10 protein-coding genes are annotated in these 13305 nt (G+C 39.8%); all 10 read right to left on the bottom strand.

The annotated features are described in order from the left end of the window. Positions 1-89: 89 nt before the first annotated feature. Positions 90-806 (bottom strand): sulfite exporter TauE/SafE family protein, encoded by a 717-nt coding sequence (locus PPA04_RS08370; RefSeq protein WP_057784898.1) that lies wholly within the window; start codon positions 804-806, stop codon positions 90-92. 134 nt (positions 807-940) lie between these two features. Beyond that, positions 941-4204, bottom strand: a complete 3264-nt coding sequence (locus tag PPA04_RS08375; protein WP_057784899.1) for a DEAD/DEAH box helicase — start codon at positions 4202-4204, stop codon at positions 941-943. A 292-nt stretch (positions 4205-4496) separates the two neighbouring features. Continuing rightward, positions 4497-4838: a type II toxin-antitoxin system PemK/MazF family toxin gene (locus tag PPA04_RS08380; RefSeq protein WP_057784900.1), complete on the bottom strand. Its 342-nt coding sequence runs from the start codon at positions 4836-4838 to the stop codon at positions 4497-4499. Further along, on the bottom strand, positions 4831-5073 hold the full coding sequence (gene mazE, locus PPA04_RS08385; protein ID WP_057784901.1) for a type II toxin-antitoxin system PemI/MazE family antitoxin: 243 nt from the start codon (positions 5071-5073) through the stop codon (positions 4831-4833). Before mazE ends, PPA04_RS08380 begins: the two co-directional genes overlap by 8 nt. 234 nt (positions 5074-5307) lie before the next feature. After that, positions 5308-6225 carry a ribonucleoside hydrolase RihC gene (gene rihC / locus PPA04_RS08390; RefSeq protein WP_057784902.1) on the bottom strand — a complete coding sequence of 306 codons (918 nt, stop codon included), beginning with the start codon at positions 6223-6225 and terminating at the stop codon, positions 5308-5310. A gap of 112 nt (positions 6226-6337) precedes the next feature. Beyond that, positions 6338-7042 carry a class A sortase gene (locus PPA04_RS08395; RefSeq protein WP_057784903.1) on the bottom strand — a complete coding sequence of 235 codons (705 nt, stop codon included), beginning with the start codon at positions 7040-7042 and terminating at the stop codon, positions 6338-6340. Between the two features lie 5 nt (positions 7043-7047). Then, positions 7048-7866, bottom strand: coding sequence for a class C sortase (locus PPA04_RS08400; protein ID WP_186806977.1), 819 nt, complete (start codon positions 7864-7866; stop codon positions 7048-7050). A gap of 98 nt (positions 7867-7964) precedes the next feature. Continuing rightward, positions 7965-9389 carry a SpaA isopeptide-forming pilin-related protein gene (locus PPA04_RS08405; protein ID WP_057784905.1) on the bottom strand — a complete coding sequence of 475 codons (1425 nt, stop codon included), beginning with the start codon at positions 9387-9389 and terminating at the stop codon, positions 7965-7967. A gap of 146 nt (positions 9390-9535) precedes the next feature. Beyond that, entirely contained in the window at positions 9536-12106 is a 2571-nt protein-coding gene (locus PPA04_RS08410) for a DUF7601 domain-containing protein (RefSeq protein ID WP_057784906.1), read from the bottom strand. Between the two features lie 288 nt (positions 12107-12394). Beyond that, positions 12395-13305 (bottom strand): nucleoside transporter C-terminal domain-containing protein (locus tag PPA04_RS08415; protein WP_147206789.1); only part of this gene is annotated, 911 nt, incomplete at its 5' end.

The following is a 13305-nucleotide window of genomic DNA, read 5'->3' on the forward strand; positions in this document are numbered from 1 at the left end:
TAATTTTCAATATGAGGTTAGGATTTTTTACTTTTAGTTTAAAGATTTTTTCAATTCAAAACAGACGCCCATCGGAAGCAACACGTTCATTAGAAAAACAGATAATAAATCCCGCTCAAACCAATAAACCGGTAAATCCACTTTCTAAATGTCTGGTCATCTAGTTTATTCGCAACTCTTGCTGCAAGGATCGTGCCAATTCCGGCGGCAATCATCCCTACCAAGATGTAAGGCACATCATGCACATCTAAAATGCCATTAGCGACCCGCACGCTGTTAATGTAAAAAGCGTCAATTAAGAAAAAGCCTTGAATACTGGCCGTATACTCCGGAATTGATGTGGATAGCGACAAAAAGTACAGAGCCATCAATGGGCCACCAATCCCCAACAACCCATTAAAGAATCCAGAAATCACCATAAAACAAACCGCTATGTACCATGGATATTTACGATCACCTGCGTTTTTAAACAGCATAAAATACAAACACAACGCCACCAATAAACATCCCAATAACACCCGCATCACATGGGTATCCAAAACACTGCTGAGATGGACGGACCAAGTGGCCACCGCCGCGTAAATAATAAACGGCACCACGACTCGTTTTAGTTTAAATTCATGGCGATATCTATAGGTCAAGCCCACCATGCTGGCCAACATACTCAAACCCGCAATCCCGGCTGCCGGAGCGATGGGTAAAATGAACGGAAAAATCGTCATCATCACAATGACCGCGCCAAAACCGGTCAAGCCTTGCACAAATCCCGCTACCATTGCCGGGAAGAAAATTAATAACCAAGTCATTTAACGATGAGCTCCTTTGACATAATTGTGTCTAGTATGGCTGATTACCCCATCATGGTCAATAACTGCATTCTTTAAAATACTTAAATGATTAATTCAGGATACAAAAAAGGCAAAGCCATCGCTGGCTTCACCTATCCTTCTTCAATTCCTAGAATCAAGCGAACTTCTTCCTCTGTTAACGAGCCCTTATTTTCGGTTCCGCTAAGCACTTGATCTACGAAATTTCGTTTCTTTTCTTGTAGTTTATAAATTTGTTCTTCGATGGTCCCTTTCGTAATTAAACGGAAAACATCCACCTGTTTCTTTTGACCAATTCGATGGGCCCGCGCGGTGGCTTGATCCTCAACCGCCGGATTCCACCACAGATCGACCAACACGACCATATCGGCACCAGTTAAATTCAAACCAGTTCCCCCGGCCTTGAGCGAAATCAAAAAGATATTCTTCTCGCCGGCATTAAACGCATTGACCATTTCCAAGCGTTCCTTAGGTTTCGTACTTCCTTGCAGGACATAATGATCCAAATGCTGTTTATCCAGCTCGTTTTCCAAAATCGATAACATACTGGTAAACTGCGAAAAAATCAAGACATGCCGATTATTTTCTTCTGCTTGCCGCAAAATTTCAGTTAACTGCTCTAGTTTACCGGAATCACCTTTATAATCATCTAAATACAGAGCCGGCGTATCACAAATCTGTCGCAAGCGCGTCAAACCAGCCAAAATAGCCAACTTGTTTTTCACAAAGTTTGCGCCGGTCATCCCTTGAACCTTCACCTGCATTTGTTTCAATTGGGCCAAATAAACCGTCTTTTGTTTGTGTGTCAGTTCATTGTATAAGTTTGTTTCGACTTTCGCCGGAATATCTTTTAACACAACGGATTTCTCCCGCCGTAAAATAAACGGTTTGACGCGCACAGCCACTTCATCGGCAGTTAATTGTTTGAATGCTTTGCGGCTAGGTAACAGTCCAGGCATGACAATTTCAAAAATCGCCCACAATTCTTCGACTCGATTTTCAATTGGCGTTCCAGACAACGCAAAGGTGTTTTTTCGTTTGAGTTTTCGAATACTCTGATTGGTTTTGGTGCTCGAATTCTTCACAAATTGAGCTTCATCCAACACCAAATAATTAATTTTGCGATCATTATACTCGGTCACGTCCAAACGCGCGCTATTATAACTGGTGATCAGCACATCGGCTTGTTCGTTTTCAATCAAATCGCGGCGATTAGCCTTATTGCCATCGACAACCTGGGTTTTAATTTCAGGCGCAAACTTAGTAAACTCTTCTTGCCAGTTATAGATTAAGGAAGCGGGTGAAATGATTAGATCGGGCTTGTCTTTATCAATATGATCCAACAAAAATGCGATCATTTGAATCGTTTTACCAAGACCCATTTCATCAGCTAAAATACCGCCAAAATTATAACTATCCAGCATCTCCAGCCACTTCACCCCAACTGCTTGGTACGGCCGCAAAATGCCGTGTACTGGGTGAGAAGCTTTAATTTCAAAGTTTTCCGGATGTGCTAAGTTTTCGGCAAGTTGTTTAAACTTATCATCAAACTTAGCGGTTCCCTGTAAGGCTGCTTGAACCGCAAACGCCTGTGAAGCATGCACTTTCAGTTGCCCGTTTTTAAACTTCCCTTGTTGGCGAATATTCAATAGTGCCTTGCTGACCTTACGAAATTCATCGTCCAACAAGACCAGTGAGCCGTCTGCCTGGGTGATATATGGTTTTTGCGAATCTAGCTGTGCTAAGACACTATCCACATCGTTTTCGTCGACACCTTGCAACGAAAACTTCACTGAAAGTAGACCATCCTTTTCTGAAACGTTCACTTTCGGCGCGAGATCCTTAGAATCATGCAAACTGTTTTTCAGGTCATCACTCAGCGTTACCACACCATTCTTACGCATGTTTGGCAACTCCAGCATGAAGAAGTTAAACATTACATCGGCATCATCGAAAGCCTTCACCCAGACATCCTTACGTAAATAAAAACCAAGACTATTCAAATAATCCCAAGCCTGATCCTCTTTTTCAGTATTACGGCGTTTTTCAGGGACCTGATCAATATCCTTACTATCAATTAATTTACCACCGTAGTCATAACTTAATTTCAATTGCAGATTGTTGTCTTGTTTGCTCAAATCAAAATGGGGAGTCATTTGACTATCAAAAAAGTCTGCTGATACATCCAAATTACCAATTAATTTGAAGAATTCAATGAAATTTTTCAGTTCTGCTTCCTTACTCTTGTCAAAATGCATTTGAAAGCCTGCATCAGCGGGGTCACGATTCATAGCATCGCCCATGATGTTATTGTACATATCAACGATCCGACTGATAATAATAGCTTGTTGTGTAGTAGCTTGATAAAAAACATTTTGATTAATCACAATTGCACTTCCAAAGATCAATTCCTGAAAATCGCTTTGAATTGTTAGCTCGTATCCTTCTTCATCCGGTTTAAGAGCACCTTTAATCAAACCGCTATTTGCATGAAACGGCTGATACTCAATACTATCAAATAAAAATTGATGATCGCTTTTTTGAAAATGGAAGTTTTGTAATTCATTACATAATTCAATAAACTTAGGAACTACCCTATCCGCCAGAAGATAATATTTATTCATATCTAGCGTTCCGTTTCCATCGAAACTAGGCAATCCGGTCACAGTCATGAAATCTATTAAGGCCTTATCCGCTCCTGAAAACACAGTTTCACCCAACTGAAACTCATTTTTTCCGGCTGTTTTATAGACACCCTCATCCATGTATGCAGCCAAAAAACGTTTAAGATTATTCACCACATAAAATTTATTATCAGTTTTTCTTGCAACCCTGAGCCTAAGAAAGAGATGATTTTCAGCTGGGTAGTTCCAACCCTGACTTAACTGGCCAACCATCATAGTAACATCAAGCACCAACGGCTCCCGAACTGTTTCGGCTAAAGGTGTAAAGTATCGTTTTTCGGGCAAATCGATACTCTGTAAATAGCGCTCACCTGCCAAATCAGCCATTGATTTTCGCTTGTGCACCATTTTTATCTCTGGAAAGTCAACTGTAGGGTCTGTCCAGTCTGTCTCGTCATCATCGTAACTATCGCGATTAACATCAAATAACGTCTCGATTGGATCCTTTGCAAATTTAAATAGTTCGACTACTGCCGCTACATGCTTACAGAAACCATTTTCTGCAAAATATGGACAAGTACAGTTATCATTATCTGGATCTCGTCCCACAGATACATCATACGCATAAGTACCATAGACTGTGGCTTCCACCACCTGTCGCTCTTCGTCCAAATTCTCAATGTTTACTTGTCCATCCTGAAAAAGCTTTTTCCCTCTGTCCCAAATCTTGGATGGCATTGTTCTCCGACGCATATTATTACTCCAAGTCTTAATCTGATTTTGATCCTATACTTCTATTTTACACTACTGTTGTTGAAAACAGTGTTACGAAATGCTGAATAGTTTTCATAATCATGCAAAAACACAGATCTCAAGAGAAAGATCTGCGTTTTTATTATTTTTAATTGATTATATGTACTCACTTTTGGATAACATCGGGGGTTAAAAATTATTCTACAACTCACAAGTACGCAAAAATTTGGTCAATTCTTCAAAAAAGCAAAGCTCTCTCAAAAAGAGAATTTTGCTTTCGTTTCATCTAGCTTTACATATTCACGCCATTTCCCAAAATCTGTTGGTAATTCTGAATAACAAGATTAAAGTCCGCGGTTGAAAGCTCGCCAACTCTTTCCATTTGTCTTTTAAAATAATCAAAAGAATACATTTGCCAAGCATTTACGTACCCGTCGATTTTTGAATGATGTACTTTCACCGAACCAAAACGATGCTTCGTATGTGTAATCGGGCAAACTACACACAGTCCTGTCAGTCTGTTATATTCTGTTATGCTAATCACAACGGCTGGACGTCTCTTATTAATCTCATTACCGGGTGAAGGATCAAAGTTTAGATAAATAATGTCCTGATAGTGCGGATAATCATTCATCTTTTTCACGTCCAATCATTTTCACGTCCTCAAACTCTGATTTTTGAGAACTAATTTGTTTCAACAATTTTGGATCTTTAAAGGGATTTTTAAGCTTAGGCATAAATACAATCTCTCCATTTGGCCCTTTGGTAACAAAATATCGGGCATCCTTGTCTAATTTTATATTTGCGGGAACGGTCAACACTGTGGAATTACCCACTTGACGAGGCTTTATCGTTTGATCTGCGGCCATAAGCATACACTCCTCTTATTAGGATTGGTTTATTATAGGCAAAGTGTATCGTATATACAATGTGTTTACAAGCAAAGACAATTCATTCACTGAGTTTTTACTGACTGACCACCACTAGTAAGAAAGTACGCAAAAAATGCCTTTGTTTTCTAAAATTGAAAGGCTCCAATAAAGTTAGACGAAAATCTAACTTTATTGGAGCCTTTCAATTACGCATCCATCACTTTTTATGTTTTAGTCTACCTTCATTGCCCGAACTTCTTCAATAAACCAACGATTGAAGTCATCTGTATCAATGCCAACTGCGACTTCCGCATTTGTTTGGCCATTATGATAGGCACCACGAATGTCAGCCACCGTCTCACCAATTGCGGGACCACTAGTCTGAATATCAATCCAGTAGTTCACCGTTTGGTAATATTCCGGATGTAAGAGGTAGCAAATCGTATTCACGTCATGCATCGGAATGCCGCCTTCATGGCCTTCATAGTAATGTTTAAAAATTGAGGCCAACATATTGCCTGCTTCTCCTAACGTGGAAACTGTCTCCAAGGTTTTTGGAGTCAACAAGGCTTTCATCGTCACATCCAACCCAATCATCACAATCGGAATTCCAGAATTATACATAATTCGCGCAGCATCAGGATCTGTGTACACATTAAACTCAGCCGCACTTGTCATATTACCACGGCCAAGTGCTCCACCCATCGCCACGATACGGGTAATTCTGGACTTCACTTCTGGATGGACAGCTAACAGTAAGGCGATGTTCGTGTAAGCCCCTGTTGGCACTATTGTCACGGGCTTTGAACTACGCATGATGGTCAGATACAGGGCCTCCATTGCAGAGTGCTTTACCGTTTCACCCACAAATTCATCAAAATCATAACCGGGCATCCCTGATTCCCCATGGATTCTTGCTGCATCTTCAAACGGCTTAATTAAAGGTTGTTCGGCACCACTAGCTACAGGAACTTTTTTGTCGAAGAAATGGACTAGTTTCAGCGCATTCCGCGTCGTTTTATCCACTGTGACATTGCCCGCCACGGTCGTGATTAGCCGAACGTCAAACTCAGGATTGTTCAAAGCAACGGAGATGGCAGCTGCATCATCAATTCCAGGATCGCAGTCCATAATTATTCTAGTTGTCATGATTGTTTGTGACCTCCTCATAAAGTTGGTTTCCTTAGTTCCATTGTACTGGTTTCTCGCAATTTGAATAGCCCTAAATTCGTTCCGCAATTATCAAAAAGCACTTCTGGTATTACCCAAAAATATTTTTATAACGGTTTAAATTGGTACTGGTGCCGACAAGTTCGCCTTGAACCACGATTCGATTTGGTTCATTGTAGTTCGCCGAAGCACAGGTAATCAGTGTGACCACTTTTTTACCAGGAACATCTCGCAATACTTCCACTTCGTTTTTGGAGACGGTCCGTTTGCTGTAGGTACGGTAACGGTAAACTTTTTTCATGTCCGTAAGGTAAATCATGTCGCCCACCCGCACCCGTTTTAAAGGTGAAAACAGAATCCGCGTATTCGTCATATAGTGCCCAGCCATGGCATAGTTGCCCTTGCCCATCTGTTGATCTTCCGACATGGTGCCGGCACCTCGTGACAGGACCTGATTGCCCAATCCTTTCCCAATGGGTAATCGAAGCGACACATTAGGAATCGCAACTTTGCCGACCGACGCATATTCAGAAGCATTGCCACTCTGTATGGCGTTTTGAGCGGCATTTTGGACAGCATCTAAACTAACGCTAACTGGATTCAGCATTTTGACTGTTGAATAATCAAAATTAGCCGATTTTCGTTTGGCTGCTTCCACCTTTTCAGCAGTCATATCATCCACTTCTTGATTTCCCATGTGACGAATCAGCGGATCACTTAACAGCGCAATCAGCATGATCAGTAAACCAAACAAGAAAATCAATCCCAGCAACCATCCTTTTAGTTTTCGGCTCATTTAGCTCACCTTCTTCTGCTCTTGCGTTTGTACCAACGATAACCACCATATGTTGCGCCACCTGCTACAAGGATACCGAGACCAATCCACAACCATGGAATTTGTTTCTTTGCTGCCGGTTCCTTTTCGTTTGGAATGCGATGCCCCCGGACTAACAAACGGTGGGTATTGATCATGTAAGGTGTACAGGTCATCAACGTCACATAGTTATAGTTATCATCCCTTTGAAAATTATCTAGTTCTGTTGGCTTGACCGTTTTGATGCGATCCACCTTGTAGGTCATTTTTTTACCTTTAGAGTTGATGAAGAACCGATCGCCAACTTTCATTTTTGGTAAGTCCGTGAACAGCTTGCTTCCCGGCAAACCACGGTGAGCCGTGACCACGCTGTGGGAGCCTTTTTTCCCGCCTAGCGAGGACGTTTTTTCCATAAGACCAGCGCCTTCACTTAATTGCAGATCATCAGTACCTTTAAAAATGGGTAATTTAGCGTCAATTCCAGGAATGTTGATGGTTCCCAGCATTTCCACCTGCGTCAGCATCCCATTCATTACGTTGGATTTTTTGTTTTTATCCACTTTTCTGACGTTAAATTTTTGAAACGGATTCTTCAGCCAAGACCAAGTTTTATTAAGTTTGGAGGTCGAAACTACGACAGCCTGTTTGCTATGTCGTGAAACAGAGTTATAGGTATCAATCATGCGATGTTGTTGCTGTTGTGACATAGCATTCGATACGAATGGAAAGACAATAATGCTCAGACCAATTACAAATATTAGGGTTGCGAGTGTTCGTTTTAGCCATTTTCGTTTAATGACCAGCACCTCCTTTGGAAAATAGATTTTTTTGAGCTATGTATGACAATAAGGATGAACAAGCATCCTTATTGTTGAAACTTTATGTGGTAAAAATTAGTTAGCGATTAAGCTAATTTGTTTTTACGTGATTTGTAGTAATAGTATCCAGATCCACCCATCAATACTGCACCGATAAGGACGAATACCCAGATTCCCATACCACCAGTGATTGGAAGACCATATGTTGAGTTTTCGATTTCTTTTGCTGCAGCAGCTTCAGAAGTTTCACTAATTGTAAATGAAATTGTCTTATCTAATGGTGCATATCCATCTGGAGCTTTTGTTTCTTCAAGATAATATGTGCCATAAGGCATTGATGGAATATTAAAGCCACCCTTTACTCCTGTGTCACCTGAAGTAAACTTAGTCGCTTTTTCTGTTGTATCTACCCATCCGACGAATTTATTGGCTTCAAATTTTGCATATTTTCCTGCTCCAATTGTTGAATTATTGGTTACATAGAATTCAGCACCGTTTAAGGCACTACGATCGTCTCCATCCACTTTCAGAAAGTCTTTTTCACCAAAAACTAAATAGTTTTTTACAGAAAAGGTCCAAACACCATTTACTTGATTTACTGTTACGTCATCAGGAGTACTGGTGGTAATTGAGATATTACCTTGTGAAACTTTAAACTTAATTACTGCAGGCGTATAACCATCCACTTCTGTTTCCGTTAATGTATAGTTACCTGCTGATAAATTTTTAATTTTCAAAATACCGTTTTCATCAGTAGAAGCTTCTACAGGTTCAAAGTTAGTCGAACCATCTTTAGTTAAGGTAAATTCAATATTCTCTTTAAGTTCAAATTCACCTGGTTGATCTTTATCTTCCATTTTCTTTTCTAATTCCGGATCCGTTTTAGGTACCGTATTTTTAGCGTATAAATGCACCGTTTTTCCGGTTGCAGCCGCTAATGGAAGACTAAAAACAGTTGGAATTGCTTTAGAAGTTGTATGATCTGTATCAATATATGTTTCCAGAATCATATACTTACCGTTATTTGTAATATTGGTAAAATTAAACAGATTATCATTGATTTCAGATGTTCTGGAATCAATAGTCTGGATAGGAGCTGATACTCCTAAATCAGCTAACAACTCATCTTGTTCTCCGTCAAAGTTCAAAATATATTGTTGAAATGCATTGAATGCTTTTCCATCATCTTCATATGATGGCGTTGTACTTTTCTTTTTCCAGGCATCAAAGGCTGCATCTACACTGTAGATAGAAAATGCAACATCCCCATCGTCTTCTCGATTCCAATTTGTATAATCATCAAGATTATCTAACTCAGCACCAGTATTTGTAATATCTTTGGCGTCTTTACCTCTGATCATTTTATGCAAACTGACGGTAACCTTATCATCTGTTTCTGCCGCACTTACGCTTTTCACGCTAGTCATTCCCAGTGCTAATGGTGCCATTGCTGCCATAACCAACAGTCCTGCTCCGAGCTTCTTGAAGAGCCCTTTTTTCGTTGATTTCATATATTCTTCCTCCTCGTATTCTAGCTATTACCCTCTTTGATTTTTTGCTTACAGCCGTTGAAAACTTGTTCTATTATCTTTGTTGAAAAAATTTTATCCGCGCCGTTCCAATACCAGTGGGAGAATAATCCAATTATCCATTTGCTCTACCTCACTTTTTTCCGATACATCCACATGCCGGAAGCCAGTACCATCAAGCCAACTAGAATAATAATGAGGTTACCTATACCACCAGTTATTGGCATAGTTGGTGCAGTTAAATGATTATTGAAAGTCACTAATGTTGAATCGCCATCAATGACTGAGAGATCAATTTCAATCGATTTTTGACTCTCTTGAGTATCATTATTGTATGTGATGTCCGTTTTATAACCATCTGCTTCAACTTCTGTCACAGTTACTTTGGCATCTTCTGGGAGATCCTTAATTGTGACAGTTTGACCAGCGGTAAGTTCAATTGGAGAAGTCGATTCACCATCCGAATTAAACGTGATTTCCTGTTCATCGTTGCCAATTGTGTATTTATAGATACCTTCTTTTGCGGGATCAATCTTCAAGTCAAACTTAAACTTAGTATCATCCGGAACAGCACCAGAGACTGTTTTTTTGATTTGAAGATCCTTGGTTCCTGGTTCTTCCTCGGTAAATTTGTTCACATAATCTACAAGCTGACTCTCACCTTTGTCTACGGTTCCCATCACAATTTTGCTAGTGAATTTTCCATCAATAGTTGTTCCGGGATCCGTGTTAAATGTAATTGATGTGCTTGTAAATGGACCATCAGTTTCCTCAATCGAGAATTTTGATCCATCTGGTACAACTAAGGAAACGAACTGTTCATGTCCCAAGGTAATTGTCTCAGATTCCCCGTTTACAAATCGAAGCTCACGATCTGTGCTTTCACCACTAACACGCATTTTTAAAACACCTGTAAAATTCGGTTCATCTAATCTCGTAATAACAAACTGGAATTTTTCTTGTTTATTCTCGTCACTACCTTCAATCGTTTTTCGTAGAACTAATCTCGTTTCTTCCGGTTCGGGTTCTACCTCGGTAGTTGGATTGTACGTCCAAGAATGTGTTTCGGCAGATGAGCCAGTATATGTGTTAGCCACAATTGTTCCATTAAAGTTCGTTGTACTAGTAACTTCTTGAGTTGGTGCTAAAATCGATCCAAAGAATATACTACCCACCAGTTGAACTTTTTTTACATCTTCTGGAATTACCCATAAAATTGAATAATTAAATCTTTGATTCTCTCCGGCTTCAGGGTCAGAGCCAACTCCTACACCATCAACAAAAATTTTCATGTCTGATGCGCCCAGTCCGCCATCCGCTTGAGGCGTCGCAATAAAAATTAAATTTTGATCATCTCGTAATCTAATATCTAATTCTTTTCCTGCTATTTGCGCATTACTTACTTTGATAACAAAAGTGTTTTGTACAGCTTCGTCTTCAAAGTTTAATGTCAACTTATTGCCATCTGTTGTCAGATAACGTGTGTCATCAAAATCAATTGCATACGGAGTTCTTGCTAACTCGTTACGAGTCTGATGAAGCGTGGTAAGCGTACTAGTTACATCAATCCAGTTTCCATTGATAGCCGCTCCAGTAATCGTATTACCAGAGTTTTGATACTGATATTCGACTCTTCCTGTATTTAATGGTCCACCAGTCAAAAAAGTTTGTGCACCATTATTAATATCAGTCAAAGAATGGTCATTTCCGAAAACGGCAGCTCTCATAGTAATTCGATCTCGTCGACCATCATATGAGTTTACATAACTAGTTTCTTGCCAACGCGTGTCACGCTTCTCATTACCAATTTCGGCATGACTTGTTAATGAGTTAACCGCAATGTTTCCACTTGTATGAGCTTGCCCCCCATTAGCAAAATTTTCCGCAAAAATATGGAAATTTGCTGCAATTCCTAATGGATTTCCTGTTCTATCTGGTAGTGTAGGAATTGGGATTTGTTCTAGTGGTCGCGTTGTTTTAGTTTGCCCACTTTTTGTAGCTTTCGTTGCCTTTGAAGTCGCATCTGTGGCATCCGCATCATCTGATTCAGATTCGCTCTCACTGCTATCCTGTTTAGTTTCGGATTCAGTTTCTGATTCTTTTTCAGTTGATGTACTATCAGCAGATTCTGCTTTTTCATTTTCAACAGGTGCTAAAAATGATAAGCTTCCAAAGTTTACTGCTTGCGTTAAGCCACTAAACTGCATTTGGATATCTGCCTTAAAATCTTCCGCAATCGTTTGAATTTCCAACGGCAAGGTGATTTCGTAGTCAAACACTTGATCATCTGCAATGTTTTCAAATTCAGACTTGTTCCATTTCAACATGTAACTACTAAATTCAGAGCTATATTTATAACTCATTTTAGGTGCCGTTGAAAATGTGCCATTCACAACTTCGGGCGTAATTTCTTGGGTTGTACTCGACAATTTTAATGTGTCGGTTCCCAACAACTTCAGGACTGTACCATCATTCTCTCGTGCCTGTTTTCCAGTCATCTTCAAGTGAAACTTGGCATTCACTTGTTTATCAGCATCAACCTCCTCCAACTTTTCATCATTTTCGTTCGTTAGTTCTGTCTCCGTAATTCTAAACTGGTCAGTTTGATCTTCTTCGGCAAAGGCTCCCGTGGCAGGGTACCCAATTCCAAAAAGTAGCAAGCCAACCATTAGAACCGAGTAGATCTTCCTAATGGTCATACAGCTATCCCTCCTAAAACACGAAACGGCAACGTTCAAATTTATCACAGTAATCTTATGGTTCCTATTACTTTAATTTGAGTATGGCAAGCGTTTTATATTTATTGCAAATTTAATCTATATTAACCATAATTTAGATCTAATTATCATTTACATAAAGTAAGCGTTTTATAAAAATATGTAAAAAAATAGTGAATATTCTGCCAAAATTTCTCAAAGGCACGATTATTCACTACTTTTACATTGTTTTGTGACAGTTTTTAGATATCTGTCACTTTATTACTCATTTTACCAACTAAACAGGCCAACCACGCCGGCCGACATTAACGAAACTAGCACACCAGATAACAGCATGTAGCCCACGTTTTTAGAGATCACATCGTTCTTTTTACGATCCACGATTCCCTTGAACGCTCCGATAACCATTCCGGTAGTTGAAAGGTTCGCAAACGAAGTTAAGAAGACAGTCAACATTGCTTTGAAATGAGGGGCATAAGATTGCACAACAGGTGAAACTTTTCCCATCACCACGAATTCATTGGTAACTAATTTGGTTCCCATGAATTGGGCAAACTTGAAGGCTGTTGGCACATCTAATCCTAAAAGCCAAGCAAATGGGAACATGATAACTCCCAAAATATTTTCCAAAGTTAGCCAAGGTGCGATTAACTGCATGCCAGAATCGATTAATTTAGCTAACGCCACAAAGGCAATCACGTTCGCTAAAATAATCAAAACCAGTTTACCGGCACCTAAAATTGAATCACCCAAGAATGAGAAGAATGGTTCTTTTTTAGGTTTGGCATCAGCCTTAACTTGATCTTCAGCTAATTCTTCGGAGCCACTTGGATCAGTTGTTTGCGTATTTTCAGCAACTTGCGCACTGCTACCAATTTTAGCAATAACATCTTCTTCAGGTGTCACCGTAACAGGATTCAAAATAATCGTCACAATAATTGCATTCACAATATTAATTGGCACTGCGGCAATGACATACTGGCCGGGCATCATTTGCATGTAAGCACCCAGAATTGAGGCCGTCACACAACTCATCGACATCATGGCAATGGTTACCAAACGTTGAGCTTTCATCTGTTTCAATTGCAAACTCGAAACAGCGAGCGCTTCAGTATTACCAAGAAACATCATTTCAACTGCGAAGAAAGATTCAAACTTAGGTTGACGGGTAATAAATGCTG

The sequence above is a fragment of the Pediococcus parvulus genome, assembly GCF_007990205.1.
GTDB lineage: Bacteria > Bacillota > Bacilli > Lactobacillales > Lactobacillaceae > Pediococcus > Pediococcus parvulus.